The sequence below is a fragment of the Gimesia benthica genome (assembly GCF_009720525.1).
Lineage (GTDB): Bacteria > Planctomycetota > Planctomycetia > Planctomycetales > Planctomycetaceae > Gimesia > Gimesia benthica.
In genome coordinates this window covers 7,884,211-7,904,177 of sequence record NZ_CP043930.1, presented here as the reverse complement: position 1 = coordinate 7,904,177, position 19,967 = coordinate 7,884,211, and the positions used below count along the sequence as shown (strand labels likewise).

At 53.5% G+C, this 19,967-nt stretch carries 11 protein-coding genes; 3 read left to right on the top strand and 8 right to left on the bottom strand.

Annotated elements, in window-relative coordinates:
* Positions 1–27: 27 nt before the first annotated feature.
* Genes F1728_RS30690 through F1728_RS30660 form a run of 7 tightly spaced genes read right to left on the bottom strand, consistent with a single transcriptional unit; the run spans position 28 to position 12,403 of the window.
* Positions 28–3,063, bottom strand: a complete 3,036-nt coding sequence (locus F1728_RS30690; RefSeq protein ID WP_155367199.1) for a VWA domain-containing protein — start codon at positions 3,061–3,063, stop codon at positions 28–30.
* Positions 3,060–4,901: an ATP-binding cassette domain-containing protein gene (locus F1728_RS30685; RefSeq protein WP_155367198.1), complete on the bottom strand. Its 1,842-nt coding sequence runs from the start codon at positions 4,899–4,901 to the stop codon at positions 3,060–3,062. The genes F1728_RS30690 and F1728_RS30685 overlap by 4 nt, the downstream gene beginning before the upstream one ends.
* 18 nt (positions 4,902–4,919) lie before the next feature.
* Positions 4,920–6,374 (bottom strand): hypothetical protein, encoded by a 1,455-nt coding sequence (locus F1728_RS30680; RefSeq protein ID WP_155367197.1) that lies wholly within the window; start codon positions 6,372–6,374, stop codon positions 4,920–4,922.
* Positions 6,371–7,414, bottom strand: a complete 1,044-nt coding sequence (locus F1728_RS30675) for an extracellular solute-binding protein (RefSeq protein ID WP_155367196.1) — start codon at positions 7,412–7,414, stop codon at positions 6,371–6,373. Before F1728_RS30675 ends, F1728_RS30680 begins: the two co-directional genes overlap by 4 nt.
* Positions 7,411–9,036, bottom strand: a complete 1,626-nt coding sequence (locus F1728_RS30670; protein ID WP_155367195.1) for a hypothetical protein — start codon at positions 9,034–9,036, stop codon at positions 7,411–7,413. The genes F1728_RS30675 and F1728_RS30670 overlap by 4 nt, the downstream gene beginning before the upstream one ends.
* A gap of 52 nt (positions 9,037–9,088) precedes the next feature.
* Positions 9,089–10,768: an EF-hand domain-containing protein gene (locus F1728_RS30665; protein ID WP_155367194.1), complete on the bottom strand. Its 1,680-nt coding sequence runs from the start codon at positions 10,766–10,768 to the stop codon at positions 9,089–9,091.
* Between the two features lie 3 nt (positions 10,769–10,771).
* Positions 10,772–12,403 carry a DUF1549 and DUF1553 domain-containing protein gene (locus F1728_RS30660; protein WP_155367193.1) on the bottom strand — a complete coding sequence of 544 codons (1,632 nt, stop codon included), beginning with the start codon at positions 12,401–12,403 and terminating at the stop codon, positions 10,772–10,774.
* A 297-nt stretch (positions 12,404–12,700) separates the two neighbouring features.
* Here F1728_RS30660 and F1728_RS30655 point away from each other — a divergent pair, with 297 nt between their 5' ends.
* Together F1728_RS30655 and F1728_RS30650 are read left to right on the top strand one after the other, a co-directional pair.
* Positions 12,701–12,901 carry a hypothetical protein gene (locus tag F1728_RS30655; protein WP_155367192.1) on the top strand — a complete coding sequence of 67 codons (201 nt, stop codon included), beginning with the start codon at positions 12,701–12,703 and terminating at the stop codon, positions 12,899–12,901.
* Between the two features lie 63 nt (positions 12,902–12,964).
* Entirely contained in the window at positions 12,965–17,305 is a 4,341-nt protein-coding gene (locus tag F1728_RS30650) for an outer membrane protein assembly factor BamB family protein (protein ID WP_194242603.1), read from the top strand.
* A gap of 15 nt (positions 17,306–17,320) precedes the next feature.
* On the opposite strand, the gene recJ is transcribed toward F1728_RS30650, so the two are convergent.
* Positions 17,321–19,084 carry a single-stranded-DNA-specific exonuclease RecJ gene (gene recJ, locus F1728_RS30645; protein ID WP_155367190.1) on the bottom strand — a complete coding sequence of 588 codons (1,764 nt, stop codon included), beginning with the start codon at positions 19,082–19,084 and terminating at the stop codon, positions 17,321–17,323.
* A 340-nt stretch (positions 19,085–19,424) separates the two neighbouring features.
* On the opposite strand from recJ, the gene ilvN reads away from it, so the two are divergent.
* The gene (gene ilvN / locus F1728_RS30640) at positions 19,425–19,943 is read left to right on the top strand and encodes an acetolactate synthase small subunit (RefSeq protein WP_155367189.1); all 519 of its coding nucleotides are present in this window, start codon (positions 19,425–19,427) and stop codon (positions 19,941–19,943) included.
* The last annotated feature ends 24 nt before the right edge of the window (positions 19,944–19,967 follow it).

Sequence of the window (19,967 nt, the reverse complement as noted above, 5' to 3'; positions counted from 1 at the left end):
ATTCTCCACGGTTGAAAACCTGTCTGATTACTGTTCGTTATCTTTGTCTTCTGAATTTCGTTTTCGTTTCATGTCCAGTAAACGCCCTGTCGTGGACTTATTATCCGGTGGCGTTTGCGGCGGAGGTGGTGCCGACTGCTGTTTTCCGGAATCCTTTGCCCCGGGGGGCTTCGGAGTGGCTGAAGGCCCCTTCTGCAGACGTTGCTCCTGTAGTTGCGCGAGTGTCGACTGGCCGGTTTGTTCGGTCGGACCACCGCGGCGGGCATCCAGATCGTCCACCACATCCTGTTTGCGTTTCAGCAGTGCGCCCATCGTAACGGTGCTCTGCTTCTGTTCCTTCCCGAACCCAAACCAGCCCTTGATGACGTACCAGTCAAGCTGTACCCGACGGATGGCAACGTCCAGAGGAACCAGGATTGCCAGTGCCATCAGAAACCAGTCGAAAACCGGGTTGGAACTCTGTTTGGGATCGCGTCGACCGTAAATAATGTCCGTTGCATTCGCGGGATCCAGTCGTTGCCCGCCGGTTCGTTGTGCAATTTCTTCCAATACGATGGGATTCGAACGGAACCGCAGGAATTCTGGTGAGTAAGGTACAATGAAACCACCGTTGGCGTGATCTTCCCGTTCCCCCGATTTTCCGAGAGCCGTGACCTGGTATCGCCCCTTACCCCAGAGAGGCACCTCAGCCTGGTAGCGACGGGGGCTGACCTGCTTGAGTACCACGGTCTCTTTCCGATCATGGGGGCCTGCTATCCGGGCTGCCACATTCAGAAACGATTCTTCCGGGTGAAAGTCTTCCACCATAATGGTTGCTTTATTACCTGTAACATGGCTCCACAGTTTCAGATGATCCTGTTTCTGCACACGCGAGATCTTGATCATCAGCTGTTTGACAAACGCCTGGTAATGATCCCAGTTGACCCAGTCTTTCCCCCAGTTGGGTGAGAGGTCTGAAGTAAAGGCGGCCGTCGTTCCCAGTCCATAACGCCAGAAGGACAGCACAGGATCAATTTCCCCTTCGGCCTCTTTCTTCTCCGGTGCGTTTAAGACGCCTTCTGCCCGTGGTTTGATCGTGGTCAATACATAACCGAACAGAGGTGGAATCCGCTCAATGCCTTTCAAGACTGGAGAGATCATTCCGACTTCCGGCACGAACGTTTCATTCTGAATCATGCTCCGTTTCAGCGTTTTCGATTCTTTGATGAAGATCGAAGGTAACTGGTTGGGATCGGAGGGGAAGTAATACCGGCCTCCGGTGGCGCCCGCGATGGCCCGCATCGTCGAAATATCACGTCCGCCATGCGGGAAGATGGCGACCATCGAAACGCTGACTTTATTCTTCTGAAACTCACTGATCAGCTGCGGTGCGGGGGGCTGAGGATCTCCATCTGAGATGATGATCATGTGTTTGGCGGAGGCATCGCTTTCTTTCAACCCCTTCAGTCCCAGACGCATCGTGTTGACAAAGCTGGGCATATCGCCGATTTGCGCGCCATTGATCTTGGGAACCATTTTCTCATAGTCGCCGGCGGGCGTCAGCTTGAACAGCCACTTTTCGCCCTCCATGTAATCGTAAACCAGAACCCCGACTTCATCCTGAGCACCCAGTACCTTAATCGCCTGCTTGGTAATCCGTTTCCCCCAGGTGTTCCCCTCCGGAAACTCGCAGGTATGCAGAATAATTGCCAGCGCGCCTTTAGGCAGTACTTTCTTTTTGGTGATGTCCATCGTGACGGGCAACGCGTCTTCAATGACCGTACGGTGATAGCCTCCCGGGCCAAAACTGTTGTCTCCGCCGACCATCATAAAGCCGATGCCCTGGTTGAAGACGGAGTCGTGGACGGCCTTGAGCTGAATGACATTAAACGCATCAGCGGGTACGTTTACAAATAAGACCGCGTCATAAGGCATCAGTGAGAGCGAGTCATTCGGAAATTCATAAGCCGAAACGACATCGACATTGCGTTCCCCTTCGCGAATCGCTTTCACCAGCGACTCCCAGTCCCGGTCATCACCGGCCGGATTCGTCACAACGAGAACTTTGCCTTCACCTTCGACATAGATGTAATTGATGACGGTATTGTTTTCGCGGATCTGGTCATCGGCGGCCTGGGTTTCGATTGTCGCAGAATACTCGTAGTAGCCGGGATCACGCAGGTAGATGGGGACGACAAATCGATTTTTGCCGGCTTTGAATTTGACTTCCTGTTCGTAAATCTGTTCTCCGTTCTCACGCAGCACCAGCTTACCCGCACCATCCTGCAGCGAAGAGAGTACCACGGATGCTTCATAGTTTTCGCCCAGTTTGACGAACCGTGGCAATTCCAGATTTTCCAGCCAGACTTCTTTGTCATATTCATATTGAATCGGTAACACATCCACGGCAATATCGCGGGATTTCAGCTCATCCAGAATCTGTGAAATGGAGCCTTCGGTTTCGGTGCCATCGCTGATCAATACGATGCGCCCGCGGTTTTCTTCAGGCAGCATGGCAGCGGCGAGTGACAGAGTCTGCTCGAGATTGGTCGCATCCCGATCGATACGCGAATTCAATGCTTCAAACGGGAACGACATGCGGGGCGGCAGTTCGACAGCCGAATTTCTCCCGAAGACAACGAGACCTGCTTCATCCATGGGCGGTTTTTCGGTGACCGTTTTCGTAACGAATTCCAGTGCGTCGTCAACGGCCCCTTCGCCGATCGAATCGGATAGATCCACGGCGTAGACCACCGAGATCACATCCCGTACTCGAACGGAGCGTGGCTCTGCAATCAGGATCACAAACAGTCCCAGCATCACCAGTCGTGTCAGCAGCGCAGCCTGTGCCCTGCCATTGCTCAGTCCGCCATAACCGGCGACAGAGAGCCACCAGACCCAGACCGCGAAGAGAATCAGCACGAATGCCCACGGCCGGGCAAAGAGCAGAACTCCCGAAAGTTCGAGGCCCACACAAAGTCCGGCGTAGAGTAACAGGAAGAAAATCAAAGGGAGCGCCCGCCGCCACGTCACCGGTGTGCGTGCTCTGGGAACTAACTGTTGGTAGAGTTCTTTGATTTTCATGGTGTCAATTTTACGATTAAACGATTTCCGGTGTCAGCCACGAATACCTGATCTTTTGAATTTACTGTCAGTCCCCAGGGAGTCAGGAATTCTCCCTGCTGCATCCCTGTTTTTCCAAATCGCCCCAGGATATTTCCCTGCAGGTCTGTTTTGGTAATCCGTCCCGATCCGTATTCCACGATATACAATTCGCTGGTATTGCGGTCGATGGCGATGTCATAGGGGTAATAGAGGGGAATTCCCCCGGTTTTTGCTCCCAGAATTTCCAGAAACTCACCTTCATCGGAGAAAATCTGAACCCGATTATTGATTGCATCCGAGACATAAATTTTGTGATCATGCCAGATCATTCCCGCCGGTCGCTGAAATTCCCCCGGTCCGGTCCCCACCTTACCGAATTCGAGCAGATACTCGCCCGTTTCCGAGAACTTCTGAACGCGGTCGTGATTCCCATATTCGCAGACGTAAATATCTCCCTCCGGATCCTGCACCACAGACACCGGGTAGATAAACTGGGAAGGACCTTCACCATATTCTCCCAGCATGCGAAGTACTTTTCCTTCTTTGTCAAAGAAGACGACGCGATGATAGTGGGTATCCGCAACCGCGATCTCACCATTTCTGAGCAGACAGACCCCTTCCGGCTTGCCGATTTCAAAATCAGGCATCTCCCACTGTTTGATCAATTCATCATTCGCATCATAGACCAGGACCCGTCCTGCGTTATCCAGGACGTAGAGTTCATCGTCAGGCCCCACATTCAGACTGCGCGGCGCCGGGACTTTGATACCTTCCGCGGGAACAGTCCACTGAGAAATGTCAGAGAAAGATAACTCAGGCGCATCCCCGGGAATACAGCCTCCGCTCAAGAGCAGACAGCAGAAAAGAATCAGCAGTCGAATGGAAATCCGCTGTCCCACTTCCAGTACTGCTCGCGCAGGTCGATGATAAAAAGTATGCGCTGCTCCGGTTTCCCGGTTGACGGTACGAACTTCTTCCATGGTTCCGAGAAAGTAAGTCTGTATAATTTCGAACGGACCGGCAGAGTCAGTGATCAATTCCACCTGTTCGGGACGAGCCAGTGTGGGTAAGTCGGAGGTATCCCCGGGCGAATCGATTTCATTCACGGGCCCCAGAAATGAAGCCGCCTTCACCGAGGGGGACGAGCGGTAAAGTTCTTCGACTGGACCATGATAGATAACCTGTCCCTGATCCAGGCAGATGACCTGTTGTGCTTCGCGCAGTACCAGCTCGGGAGAATGCGTCGAAAATACAAGTGAAATACTGTGAGAGTCACAATACGCACGAATGAAATCCCAATACTGGGGCCAGTGCGCCTGATCGACGTGGACCAGTGGCTCATCCATCACCAGGACTTTCGCCTGACTGGCCAGGGCCCGGACAACCGAAAGTCGGGACGCTTCCCCCTGGGATAACTGCCCGGGGTATTTATCACTCACTTCGGTTAACCCGAAGGCGGCAAGCAGTTCATCGGCTCGTGCCTGTTGTTGATCTGATTCCGGGCTGACCAGAATACAATGCTCGCGGACCGTGTACTGAGGCCAGAGGCCCATGCTGTGGGGTACCCAAAACAGGTCGAGGGTTGGGGATTTCGAGTGCGTTTGATTGCGTTGAATGTCTCCCCGATCAGGGCGTTCAAAGCCGACCAGCAGGTTTAACAGAGAGGTCTTGCCTGCACCGGAATACCCCATGATGGCGGTCACCCCGGCTGGAATTTCCAGGTCGATGCCTTCCAGGCGTACGCCCCGCTGCCAGGACAGGCTGACATCGGTCAGTCGCCAGAGAAGAGTTTCAGATTGGGGAGCCGTTACGACCATCGTTGATCTTTTTTACTTTCAGACAGGCACGCGATAGCTGGCGATCCAGAATCGTTTCACAATAGGAACAAGTCCCAGACAGAGGCAGACCGGCAACAGAAAACAGAAAAAGGTGATCGCGGACAACATTGCGTTCTGTCCGTAATGCATCAGTCCGTATAGACGAACAGCTGAAGTCATCGTGCTGCCGGGAGCGAGTATTGAGCTGATCGTGACATCCCAGTAAGCCCAGAATGCCAGCAGAGCCACGGCCCAGAATTGCATTCTTCCCGAGACGGCCCAGAGCAATTCGCCCCCCTGCCCGGCTTGAGAGTGCCGCGGGGACTGACGAAGTATCTGTGCCAGAAACAGGCCGGCGTGCTGTTCTCGTTTGAGGAACATCAGCCGCAGGAACAGAGCGCGGGGAAACAGAAACAACACAAACGCCAGCAGAACCGGAATCGGAGTGCCATACATGACTGAGCCGGCGCGGGTGAGAAACAGAGATGCCAGCCCAAGAGCGAGGATCAGTGCACCACACAAACCAGGCAGACAGCACAAGAGGCCCGTCAGTCGGGTGAATACGGTGGAATCCTGTTTTAAAAAGAATGAGGCCAGTCCCCAGGCGGCAATACCGGTTGTCGCTGAGTAAGCCAGCGCCCAGGCACACTCCTGTAAAATGCTGATGAGCTGATACTGATTCTGGAGCAGATTCAGCAATGACTGCAAACTCCCACCACTGATTAAGAGAAAGGGAACCAGCACGACCAGGGCAAAAGCGGCCCCCAGGTAACCCCAGTCCCAGAGCTTCGCTTTCTGAAGAGTGGGAGCTGGCGTTTCAGTCGCATTCACTTTTCTGGTCTCTCTCTGAAACCGCTGCAACAGGCTGAAGACCCCCAGCAGGATGACGACTTCAATGACGAGAGGCCCCAGTAGAAATGAGAGTGTCTCCTGCACGGGAACGCCCCCCGCCTGAGCATCAAAGATCCAGACGGTCCAGGAATCGCGGTACATCAGCGAGGCCATTTCAAATTCCTGAAAACTCAACAGAAATAACAGCGTCCAGATGGGGATCCACAATCGCAGGGACTTCCAGAGAAAAAAGCTGGCTCGGGTCTTCAGGCTGGCCAGTCGCGAACCCGGCGCGCGAAAAACGCGTCGGATGAAATCCGCTTCGAGAGAGATTAACGCTCCCCCTGCCATACTGAAACAGAGTATTCCCACAGGGACCACTTTCATCAAAACCAGTGTTGAGTATGTCAGTTCGACCAGGGCAGGATACTGCACGAATCTGACAGAAATCAGAGACCAGGCATAACCCACCAGGAGTTCAGGAACAAATAATGGTGATAAAATCAGAATTAACTGAAACCAGGCACGAGATTCAAAAGCTTTCCGGGTTGGCGGGGTTAACCGCCGGGCTAAAAAGACTCCAATGAATGAAATACATAAACTGCGCAACACGGTCACGCCACAGGCAGTGGCCAGGCTCATTTCAAATACTCCGTCTTGAGCCAGTCCAGCGTCTGCTCTCTTTGTTTGACCAGATTCGTCAGGGGATATGCTTTTCCGATCTCAGACCGATACTGTTTCACTTCTTTCGGAACCTGCTCCCAGTCGACCGGCCCCAGGGGGATCTGGCGTGACTGCGAGCGGGCCAGTTCCAGTTCAACCCGCTCCGAGAGCAGAAAATCGACCAGTTTCTCGGCCTGCTCCCTTTTTTGAGTTCCTTTTATGATCGCCACGCTGTTGGGAATCAGAATCACTTTGTTCTCGACCGTCACGGGGACGGCAGCTACCGGCTGTTGTTCATCGACGGCGACAAAATAGTCATCCGTGTCTGTATAGCCCAGTACGCAGGCGCCGCCGGCGACGAGGTTCTTAACTTGAGAATTTCCGGTCGTGACCTGTATGCCCCGCTTGAGTTGTTCCGCATACCAGGCTTTGAGTTGATCCAGTCCCCAGACATCACAGAGGATGGTGAAATGAGTGAGCGTCGTCCCATACAGGGGTTTGGCAATCGCGACCTGATCCAACGGCCCCGCCAGAACTTTTTGGATGGCGACTGTGTCAGCCTGCAGCTGATTTGTATTGGTAATCAAAACCCGCAGACGGGCTGCGAAACCGGTCCAGCAGCCTTCCGGATCTTTGAATGACTCAGGGATTCGTTCGTACCCGGAACCTTTGTAACTTTCCAGCAGTCCCCGGGATTTCAGATCCGCGGTACCCAGCGTCTGATTATTCCAGAAAACATCGCACTGGGGATGCTCCTGTTCCCGTATGATCAGATTTGTCAGGCCGAGAGATTTAGTCGCTTCGGTATCGAACCGGGGTTCGACGGCGATGCCTGTCTCCGCCATGAATTCGTTGAGTATTTTTTCCGAAAAGATGGAGTCATGTGCGCAATACACAACCAATGGATCTGTCTGCTTCTGGTAATAGAAGACGACTCCAATTCCCAACAGGGCCAGCATTAGAATGATGATTAAGGTAAGCCAGCCGGGAGCACCCTGGGGCCTGATTTGTTCATTCATTTCTGAGGTGTATTCTCGTCAGTTTTTTTCTCGAGTGAGTTGAAATACTTCTTGATGCCGTCGTGATACCCGGGCGGGATCTGCTCCTGCATAATGGCTTCGCTCATGCCCTGCTTGAGATCCGTGACCAGCTTGTTGTAGTTCTTCTTGGCTTCGCCACTGTCGCTGAGCCCCTTGGATTTGAAAGAAAGCAGGACCTTACCAGCAGTGATGGCCGACTTGGACTTTTCGGTTTTAAAACCTTTATCACCCGTGTCGTCTTCATCGACTTTGCCTCCACCGCCCTGTCCTTCATTGCCGGTCCCTTCACCGGGCATTTCTCCCCCCATCATTTCTGCATAGAGTTCTTCGTAATCTTCGAGGGTCATACAGTTTTCACAGGCTTCACCGTCGAGGCCTGATTTGTCGTTTGCCTTTTTGGCCATCTGTAGAACTTTCAGCGCTTCTTCCAGCTTTTTCATGTCCTTGGCCGACTGGGCTACTTCTTTGAGTTCCATTTTTGCCAGGTCCATGGACTCCATGGCTTCTTTGAAAGCCTCTTCGGGAGAAAGCCCCTTGGACTGCGCCATCTGCATCTGTTTCATGGCTCGCTTCAACGCTGCTGCCATCGGCTTGGAAGAAGTCTGTTCCCGGGCGAATGATTCCATCTCTTTGAGTTTCTTCTGAATTTCGTTCTGCAGTTTTTCCCGTTTGACCGGGTCTTTTTCTTTCATCAGCCGTTGCAGCTGATCTTTCAATTCATCCATCTCTTTGGTGAGTGACTGAGTCGAACCCTCCTGCAGCTCCTTAGACCACTTCTTCATGCCGTCATCTTTCGACATGCCACCAAATTTCTGGGCCTGGTCTGCTTTCATCATCATGCTTTTCATATTCTCTTCGGCGCGCTGCCGCCACTTGCCTCCCAGGGACTTCTGGTGACCAGCCAGGGTCTTGGCATTTTCCTGTTTTTTGCCGGGAGTCATCTTGCGGAAGTCTGATTTCAGATTCTCCACCGCCAGTTTGACATCTTTGGACTCTTCGTCGCCTGCACCGTTATCTTTGTTCTTCAACTCAGCCATGCGGGCCTTTGTTGCTTTTTTCTCTTTCTGGAACTCCTTGACCTTTTCCTGTTCGATTTCCGCAGCCTGTACTTCACCGAAGGGATCGAGTTGCGGCGCGTATTGCAGTGTCAGAAACAGAACCAGTGTGGATGCACAGACCCAGCCCACCCGTTTAGCCCAGGCAAATTCTACGACCTGGGCTGGTTTGATTTTCTGGGCCTGCTTTTCTGCGTCTTGCGCGACCAGGGGCTTATAGTTGCCGACGGCCTGTTCCAGCATCATCACCGTCAGAAACAGATCCTTGGTTCCCTGCCGCTGATCGATCAGGCGGGCCGCCTGTTCGCGATCGGGCCGGCGAAACAGAATCGCTGACAGCACCAGCGTACCGATGGCGACACTGCTGATGGACTCCAGTGGAAACCAGCCGGTCCAGTAGCCGGTCAACCGGCTGAAGAGCATCAGCGCCAGGTACAAGGATGCAGAGATTACAAATGACACAAAGAGTGCACGCCCCCAGACCGCCAAAGCCAGGCGACGCTGTACGCGTTCGATCAGTCGATTTGATTTTGTCATTTGTTCCATGAGTTTTCTCCTTGTTAGCAGGAGTTGTTAGTCCGTTGATTTGTCTGTGATACTAATCCGATTTCGGGGAGAAAGCCTCCGCCTCATCGGCGCTGATCAGGTGGTCCTGATTCTGGTCCAGTCGTTTAAATGTGGCTGCGTCGAACAGAAATTCCCGTTCCGATATGTCGCCATCCCGGTTGCGATCCATGCGTTGAAACCAGCGTGGTCCGGAAATGGTACGAGGGATTGTACTGTTCTGGTTCATTGCCATGGAATCCATCCGTGGATCAAACTGAAACAATTGCGGTTTCCCGAGTTCAAATGTCAGTTTGAAATGTCCTCGTAATTCAGCAGGATCCAGTGACTGGTCCCGGTTTTTGTCATACTCTCTGACACGTTTGAGACTGTTCTTCAGTTCGCGAGGGCTCAAACGTCGGTCCAGATCGGCGTCGAGAATTTCAAACAGCGATTTGCCATCGTTGCTGACTGTCATCACCACCTGGTTCTGTACGGAAGACGTTTTCTGAATCAGATATTCGGTCAGCTCTTCCTTGTGCAGCATTTCATCCTGATCCTTGTCCGCTTTCTGATAGTCGGCACCGGGGATATTCAACTGCATGAATTCGTTTGGAGACAGATAACCATTTTTATCACTGTCGACGACGCGAAAACGAGTCTGGTAGAAACGGACATTGTCGGCCAGCATGTGCCGCGAACTCTTGACGCGAAATTCGAGTTGCAGACTGTCGAGCCGCAACTGCAGTCGCGAACGGGACGGGGACTCCACCTCGGTGACACGGGGTGTCTGCTTACTGACGAATTTGAGCGTGGGTCGGAATGCTTTCTGTCGGGGGAGCGCCATTTCCAGTTGCAGATCACTTGCGGGATGATGCAACCAGACCGACATTTCCTCTCGATTCAAATAACCATCCGCGTCCTTGTCGAAATCCTGAATCAGAGATGCTTCACTGCTGGTGGAACTGAAACAGGCCAGAGCCAGGGCATCCTGTTTGGGATTGGCGTGTTCGACATATTTTTTCAATAGTTCGTCAACCGCCTGGCGAATCGAGCGGTCATTGTCCAGCTGCCGGAAGGGTGTCTCGGTTTCTCCCTGACCTCCTCCAACCACGGTTTGAGTCTGATTCGCATTAAACGGGCGAAGTTCCGCTAGATTCAGTACTTCATCTTCATCACGATCGAACTGTGTTAACGCGCGGGAGCTGGCTTCGAATTCAGCGTCGCTCACGGAACCATCGCCATTATAATCCAGTTTGCGAAAGAGCTCGATTACCTGGGACGTTCGTGTGGGAGCCCCCGCGATGCGAAAAGCAGAACCCTGGGCCCGGTGAATATAAGTCGCAAATTCCCCGATGCTCAACTTCTGATCCCGGGGCGCTACATCCAGCAATTTTAGCCGATCTGCCGGGCTCCCCTGATCAAACAGACGGATACCAAATGCCGGGACGTTTTCCATCTCGGTCTGGTCAATGAATTGATCCTCGTTTCGATCCAGCGAGGTAAACAGCCGTTCGATGTAATCGGTCGTCGTCGCGCAGAAATCAGCTTCATCTACCTGAATGTTAACGGCAATCACAACGGGTGCTGAGGGGGCCAGAAGCAAAATTCGCTGGGCCGTTGTTGACTGCGGCGCGGAACCCTGAACTTCTCCTGCGAAACCGATGCGCAACGGGGCCAGTCCCAGCAGAGCTGCGATCAGGTAGCAACAGATTGTCCTGGCGGCTGCGGTCATGTGTTAATGATTCAATAAAAACTCACTACTGTTTAACAGGGCCCAGAACAGATTCGCAAAGGCGTCCGTCTGGTCTTCACTCGCTGTGATATACGATTTCAGTCTGTTTTGTTCTGCCGATGTGGGAGGCCGGGAAAGCGTGGACAGATAAAAGGCTTCGATTTTCTGTTCGACCGATTGACCGGGGAAATCTACTATCGCGGTAAAAACATCGGACTCTTCCAGACTGGTCGCGTTGGTGATAAAGGTACCGTTCATCAGCGCCAGAGCCTGCAATATTGTAGCCCGGGGCTCCAGCTGGTTTTCGGCCTCCGATTGAAACAGTTCGTAAATTTCCGTCTGGGGAGAATTCGTGCCTCCCGCGATCAATCGCGGATCCGTTTCTGTCGTCTGACGGAAGAATCCTGTGGCCTGGACCAGATTGGCAAAGATCTGTTCTGAGGTCAGCCCCCGTGTCGGCATTTTTCCATACCATTGTGCACGAGACTGACTGGGATCGGTCTGGCGACTGGTTAGCTGATAGGTCTCAGAATTCGTGATTTCACGGATCAGATATTTCAGATCGTAATCATGCTGCTGGAAGGCACGCGCCATGGCATCCAGCAGTTCCGGATGCGAAGCGGGGTTGGTCGTAGAAAAATCATCGACCGGGTCTACAATGCCTCGACCAAAAAACAGACTCCAGATGCGATTGACTGACGCTCTGGCAAAATAGGGGTTCTGTGAAGACGTAATCCATTCCGATAGCCGTTCCCGGGGCCCACGCTGATTCTGTTCCCAGTCGATCTCTTTTCCATTCAGAAAGCTGGCTTCGACCAGTCGATTTGTATCGGGAATTTTGATGGCGGGTTTGCCGGCAACTTCTCTCAGACTGAATCCGGTAATCAAATTATTCTGTTGGGATTGATCGAAATTGGCAAAGAAGGCCGCGAACTTCCAGAACTGCTCCTGCTTCCAGCTATCGAAGGGATGATCATGGCACTGGGCACATTCAATGCGAACTCCCAGAAAGGCACGGGAAGTACTGGCAGCCAGACTCTCTGGTTTGAGTTGCTTAGCCACATAGAAAGCCCGTGGAGTGGGTTCCATTGTCTCTGCCTGTGCTGCTTCCTGATCAAAGGGTGCCCCAATGATGGCTTGAGCCAGAGCAGCATAGGAAGTGTCGTTTCTCAATTGAGTTCGCAGCCAGGCTTCGAATTCCGGTACCTGTTGTCGTGCAAATGGATCTGTGCCGGCTTCGGGAATCAGGATCTCTCGCCAGAGACTGGTGAAGTGGACCACGAAACCCGGACTGTCCAATAAGCGTTCAATCAACTGAGACCGCTTATCGGGAGTGGTGTCTGCCAGAAACTGGCGTACTTCCGCTACCGGCGGAATTTTGCCGGACAGATCCAGGCAGACCCGCCTCATGAATTCCGCATCCGAAGCACGGGGAGCGATCTGAACCTGTTCGCGCTGGTGGGCTTCTCGGATGAACTGATCGATCTGGCCGGCCAACCGCTGTGGTTCACTGTCGGCTGCAGACTTTTCCGCGGCGACTAAGATCGACTGCTGGCAGATCAGAAATAGTCCAGCCAGTAGCAGACTGCCCGCCTGATGACCTCGGTTGTGCTGATTTTCGCTGGCACTTAACACGGGTGCAGTCCTTAATGAGAAACGGACAACGGATTCACTCAGTCTAAAAGAAATGATTGCCAGAAATGGCCTGATTACATATAGTCAATTGTACAATGAGCTTGCAGCAATACAAGGGCGTTCCCAGTCCCGACTCCAGAACCGGTCAGATCGAAATTCGTTACAGAAGCACTGATCTTGAAATATTTTACGAAAGTTCATGAAATACTGATTCACCCTTAGTAAGTTAGAGGCGACAGTAAGTCCGTTTTGCTCAACTATTTCTCCAGATTCACAATTTTCTTACTGAAAGATGACATGTTGCTCCTGTCGGGTCTGCGTCAGCAGATGAAAAAACATAAAGATGACCTGCTGGTGATTGTCGGAGGTGCCGGATTGTTTATTTTCGGGTTCCTGGACGAGGGCCTGGCCTGGTTTTTCAAGTCGTCGGGCGTGTTCATGTTTCTCTGGGGCTGTGCGACCTTGTATGTGAATCTCAAATCGAGCGAACAGCAATAACAACGTCTCCGTCCTGGGACTGGTCGGGCGTTTTTGAGTGTGTTAACCATGAAAAACATTTCTATGACTCGTTCTATATCTTGCGTGCCGCTCCTGATCTATGTGACGGCCTGTCTCTGCAGTGTCTCTATTCTGGAAGCAGGCCACTGGCCCATGTGGCGCTACGACGCAGGACATACGGCTTCATCGCCTGATTCCCTGCCCGACCAGTTGACGCCGGTCTGGACCCGGAAATTCAGCCCACGGAAACAGGTCTGGGATGATCCGTTAAACAATGACCTGATGACGTATGACAAAGTCTTTGAACCGGTCGTCTATGGCCGACGAATGTTTGTCGGGTTTAACGATGCCGATAAACTCGTTGCTCTGGATACACGGACCGGCGAGACGCTCTGGACGTTCTTCACCGATGGTCCCGTTCGTTTTTCGCCGGTTGCGACAGAAGACCGGGTTTACCTGGTCAGTGATGACGGACACCTCTATTGTCTCAACAGCAGCGACGGAACTCTCATCTGGAAGTTTCGGGGCGCGCCGGCTGCACAAAAGACATTGGGGAATCAGCGGGTGATTTCTGCCTGGCCTGCCCGCGGCGGTCCTGTTTTATACGACGATCAGATTTACTTCGCAGCCAGTATCTGGCCGTTTATGGGGACCTTCATTTATGCCCTGGATGCAGAGACCGGAACGGTCACCTGGGTGAATGATTCGACCAGCGCCAGCTACATCAAACAGCCGCACAGCGCCCCTTCTTTTGCGGGCGTGGCGCCACAGGGCACGCTCGTGGCAACCGAGGATCTGTTACTGGTGCCCGGCGGTCGATCCGTACCGGCAGCCCTGGATCGTAAGACCGGCGAGTTGAAATACTTTCACCTGGGAGGAAAGGGGAACGGCGGATCGTTCGTGATTTCAGGCGAGAAAGAATTCTTTGTGCATACCCGCTATCGGGGAGTTCGCGCTTACAATCTGGAAACCGGATTGCCCAACCTGTACGTGCACAATGAACCGGTGCTCCACGACGAACAGATCTATTCCGCCAGTCTCAAAAATAAACAGCCGGTGCTGGAGGCTTTTAATAATCAGCATAAGGCACTCTGGTCTCTCCCCGTGGATGGACAGGGAGATCTGATCCGAGCCGGAAATCGTCTCTACGCAGTGGGCGAGCAGACGATTTCCGCTGTCGAACTGCCAGCCAGTCCAGATGCCAAACCGCAGGTTGCCTGGCAACAACCCATTTCCGGAACCGTCGCTCGTTTACTGGCTGCAGATAACAGGCTCTACGCGGTCACTCTGGAGGGCGCGATCATGGCGTTCGCCGCACCGGGAGAGCAAACTGAATCCATAATCACGGAGGCCACATCGGAAACGAAACCGGCCGTCGATCCCGCTGCCATGGAACTAGCTGCCAGGATTCTGAAACAGACCGAAACCCGTACCGGATATGCTGTCTGCGTGGGCGGGGATAATCCTGATTTGCTGGACGCTTTCCTGCGACTCTCTCCGTTGCAACTGGTAGTGCTGGAGCCTGATGCGCAGCGTGTCGCTGGTCTCCGCAAACGTTATGACGCTCGTGGGGAATATGGCACGCGTATCTCGGTTCACCAGGGAACTCCGACGCGTTTCCAGACGCCACAACACATTGCCCGGGTGACGATCGTCAGCGCTCCGCAGGTGGAATCGCTGACCAGTGCCTCCCTGCAGCAAATTTATCGCTCGGTTCGGCCGTATGGCGGTGTCATCTGGATTCCTACAGCAGACGAGCGACTTGAGTCTCTCAAAAATATGATCCATCAGGCTCAGCTTCCCAAAGCTGAGGTGACGGAACTGGCCGATGGTCTCCTGGTTCGCCGGGTGGGGGCGCTGCCTGATTCGGCCGACTGGACGCACCAGTATGGGGATATCGCGAACAGTGTGAAATCGAACGACAAGCGGGTCAAACTGCCTCTGGGTGTTCTCTGGTTTGGCGGTAATTCACACGACGATGTGCTCCCGCGACACGGGCATGGTCCGCCTGAGCAGGTGATCGGCGGTCGCACATTTCTGGAAGGCATGAACAGTCTGAGTGCTCGCGATGTTTACACGGGGGAAGTGCTCTGGAGACGTGAATTTGACGACCTGGGCACGTTTGGCATCTATTTCAATTCGACTTATGCCGACACGCCACTGAGTACGCAATACAACCAGAAACATATTCCCGGAGCGAATGCCCGCGGCACAAACTATATCGCCACAGAGGAAGAGGTCTATCTGGCCATTGGCGCTGAGTGCCATGTGCTGAGTGCCGTTGATGGGCAGTCGCAACGAATCATCAAACTGCCGGACCCTAAAAAAGACTGGGCCTTCATCGCTGTGGACCAGGATATCCTGCTGGCCGGAAATGGATTTGCTCATTATGGCAAAAAGGTTGAGGAGAAAGCAGGCAAGGACGGACCCGCGGCGACTGACTTGTCTGCAAGTCGAGGGTTGATTGCCTTTGATCGTCGGTCGGGAGAAAAACTCTGGCAGGTCGATGCCGTACATTCATTCTTACACAACGGAATCGTTGCGGGACGGAATCGGTTGTACTGCCTCGACAAACTCCCAGCGAGTGCCGAGAAAAAACTGTCGCGGCGCGGCATGGCTGATCCTTCACAGTATCGTATTCTGTGCCTGGACCTGCAGACCGGGAAAGAACTCTGGTCGACAAAGGAAAGTATCTTTGGTTCCTGGCTGGGCTACTCTGAAAAACATGATCTGCTGTTGCAGGCCGGTGCCCGGGCCAGCGATCGCCTCAGTGATGAGGTGGGCCAGGGAATGATTGCCTACCAGGCCGATGATGGCAGCATCCTCTGGCAGAAGAAGGATCAGAAATATACCGGTCCGCTGGTGCTGCACAACGATCTGATTATCACTTCGGCTAATTCGTATCAGGTCTCAGGGGGCGCCTTTCACATCAGGGACGGTAGCCCTTACACGATTACGAATCCAATTACCCGCGAAAAAGAGCCGCTGAAGTTTTCCCGTACCTATGGCTGCAATTATGTGATTGCCAGTGAGAATCTGCTGACGTTCCGATCCGGTGCTGCGGGATTTTATGATCTGGCCAACCAGAGCGGGACCGGGAATTTTGGTGGATTCAAATCGAGTTGTACTTCAAATCTGGTTGTGGCGAACGGCGTGTTGAATGCACCCGACTACACACGTACCTGCAGTTGCTCCTATCAGAACCAGACCTCCCTGGCGTTGATTCACATGCCTGAAATCGAAATCTGGACAAACAGCCAGTTGCAGGACGCTGCGGAATCGACGGGAGTGGTGAAACAGGCGGGGATCAATTTCGGTGCCCCGGGGGATCGCAGGGCAGACACCGGCACGCTCTGGCTGGACTATCCCAGTGTGGGTGGGGAGTCTCCTGACTTAGCAGTCACCATCGCGAATAAAAATTTTCGCACCTTTCGCCACCATGCACTTAAAATCAACGATTCGTCATCGAATCCAGGATTGAGCTGGGTTGCTGCTTCGGGCATTGAAGATCCACAAAAGATTACAATCGCCATCCGCCAGGAGGATTCGGCCAAACAAGGAGAAGGCATTCCCGTAGCCAGTGTAGACGATGACGCCGAAGAGAACTCCAAGGGGAACGTCAGCATGAACAGCAGCGATCTGGAGCTGACGATGGATGGCGGCGATACCCAGGTCGTGGCGATCCGTTTTACCGATATCCCCCTGTCGCGCGCCGAGGAACTGGATGCAGCCTATATTCAATTCACTGTCGATGAGACAGATAAGAAAGAGTGCCAGCTGAACATCCAGGGCGAGCTGACTGTGGATTCGAAACCGCTGATGGAAGCAAAACACAACCTCTCCAGCCGCAAACGGACGCGGGCTGTCGTTGCATGGTCGCCCCCTGCCTGGACCAAAGTGGATGCTGCTGGAGAAGCACAGCGGACACCCGATCTGAAACCGATTCTCGATGAAATTCGCCAGCAGCCCGGCTGGAAACCGGGCAACCCGATTTCATTTATCATCACTGGTACGGGCACACGCACGGCCCGCTCTTATCGGGGGCCGACTTCCGGATCGGCGCGGCTGGTACTGAAAAAGAAAGAGTCACCGGCTGAGAACCGTGCTGAAGATGTCGCAGCGAAAACGAATGAAAATTCCAGACGCTATTCAGTTCGTCTGACCTTCAATGAACCGAACATGAAACTCAAAATCGGGGAACGAAAGTTTGATGTATTCCTGCAGGGAGAACGGGTGCTGCAGGACTTCGACATTCTGGCCGAGACTGGTCAGCCCATGCGGAGCCTGGTCAAGGATATCCCCGGAGTGGTGGTAGCCGATCAGCTGGAGCTGGAATTCAAGTCTGTCCGTGGTTCTCAGGCCGCCCCCCTGATCTCGGGAGTTGAACTTATCAGTGAGGACTGATAAGCGGCCGTCTGCTTAGGAAGTAACGGGCGTATCAGCTGTCTCGGAGATCCAGTCTTTCAGTTGGAGCTGTACGCTTTCAAAGCCACGAAAGCGGTTGATATTCGGAGCGAAGCTGATCGAAAAAGGACCGCCGGCTTCTTCCATCTGGCTGGCCCACTCTCCTTTGCCGAAGGCGATGGCACGAATACGGGTTTTGTGCTGCTGGAAGACCAGCGACAGGTGACGTCCCCCCTCTCCCATCGTTTTGGGAGGCTCGGCCAGTTCGACCCGGGTGGCGACAAACTGAGGCCGTGGATTCTCCTGCCCGAACGGGCCCAGGCAATCCAGTTCCAACACCGCCTGTTTGGTGATTTCGTTCAGACAGACTTCCGCATCGATCTTCACCAGTAGATCGTCGTCTGACGGTGGTGGCGCCGTAGCCGCATAGGCGGCGAACGCCTGACGAAAGTCTTCGATTTTGTCTTCTTCGATGCGCAAGCCCGCGGCAGCCTGGTGACCGCCGAAACGCATCAGGTGCTCTGCACAGGATGAGAAACCGGCATGCAGATCAAAGCCGGCGAAGGATCGCGCCGATCCCTGACCGGTGCGGGTCGCGGCTTCAAGGGCGATCAAAACCGTTGGTTTTTCAAAATGTTCGGCGACTCGGTTTGCAACGATGCCGATCACGCCGGGGTGCCAGTCCGGATGGGCAAGTACCAGGGTCTGGTGCTCTTCCCACTCGGCGTTCTCTTCGACCATCTCGCGTGCCTGCTTGAGAATCCGGCGTTCGACCGTGCGACGGTTTTTATTGAGTTCATCCAGGTAGAGTGCCAGTTGCACGGCCCGTTCCCGATTACTGGTGGTGAGCAGTTCTACTGCCAGGCGGGCCTGCCCCAGTCGACCGGCGGCATTCAGTCGGGGCGCGATGGCAAAGCCGATGTCTTCGGTATCGAGCGGCTGACCGGTTTTGATCTCTGCGACTTTCATCAGCTCCTGCAGTCCCAGGGGAGCCAGTTCTGCGAGTGCCCCGAGTCCGTAGCGGACAATAATCCGATTTTCACCAACCAGGGGAACCACATCGGCAATAGTCCCAATTGCAGCCAATCCGACGGCACATTTGAGAAACTCGCGCATCTGGGGAGAGGCTTTCTGGCCATCCCCCAGTTTCTGGCAAACGGCCCAGGCCAGTTTCAAAGCGACACCGGCACCACAGAGGTGAGGAAATTCATAGTCGCCTCCGGGGAGACGGGGATGCACGAGGCAGGCCGCAGCCGGCAGCTCTTCATCCATCTGATGGTGATCGGTAATAATCAGTTCCAGGCCGAGTTCTTTTGCGAGAGCGGCCTCTGTGACACTGGTGATCCCACAGTCGACCGTAATCAACAGCCGCTCGGGATCTTCTTCATGTAATTCGCGGATGGCATCACAGTTCAGTCCGTAGCCATCATCCAGGCGGTTGGGAATGAAATAGTCGCATTGTCCATTCGCCAGGGTAATGCACTGCAGCAGAATACTGGTGGCGGTCATGCCATCGACGTCGTAGTCGCCGTAGATAGTGATCCGACGTTTAGAATTCAGGGCAGCGATCACACGGTCGGTAGCTTCTTCGATGCCAGGCATACTGCAGGGATCGAGAAGCTCATTCATGCGAGCGTTGATAAAACTGCGGGCGGTGCCCACATCCTGGAGCCCGCGGGCGATCAAAACCTGAGCCAACAGGGGAGAAATCCGCATTTCAGAACTGAGGCGGCGTACCTGAGATTCATCGTGGGGGGCAAATCGCCAGTTTTGAGTCATCCGTGCTCTCGCTCTTCTTCATCAGAGGGCCAAATTCCGCTTGTATCGGGTATTTATTAAAACAGAGTCCAGGCTGGCTGTCAAAACCCCTGCTCCGGGAACTGGCGAAAATGCCCGAGTCACGAGGTTTTCTTCGCAAATGAACCCGTTCGGGGGTAAACCTGTCTGTTCGGGAAGTAAGGGAGAGGCATAACCGGCCTAATCGTCCTGATCATAAGCCGAGTCTGAGAGTTATCGACTGCGGGACTTGCCGCGACTCACCGCCGCGACTAGACTGTATGCTTCAATCACTTGTCACGTATTTTTGAGTTTCTGATTGTACACGGATTAAGGTTTTGGGATGAAACACGTTCTTTCTGCTCTGGTCATGAATCAACCGGGTGTCCTGGCCCAGATTTCAGGCATGCTGGCCTCACGCTCTTTTAACATTGAGAGTCTGGCGGTCGGTGAAACCGAAGAACCCCAGTTTTCCCGAATTACTTTTGTCGTCGGCGATTACAACAAGCTGGATCAGGTCAGAAAACAGCTGGAAAAGCTGGTTACCGTAGTGAAAGTGGTCGATTTTTCCGGACAGGACTTTGTCGAACGCGACCTGATGCTGATGAAAGTGGCGACACCCGGAAAAACCCGCTCAGAAATTCGCGAATTAGTCGAAATTTTCCGTGCGAAAATCGTTGACGTGAGCACCGAAAACGTAATGATCGAGATTTCCGGTCAGGAATCGAAGATCAATGCATTTATTGACGTGATGCGACCGTTTGGGATTCTTGAAATGGTTCGTACAGGTCGGATTGCCCTGTTACGCTCTGAAGTCGTGAAAGCAGAATCTCCCTCTGAGGAACCTGTGGAAACAGCTTAAGAATCCGCCGCGAACAAACAAAAA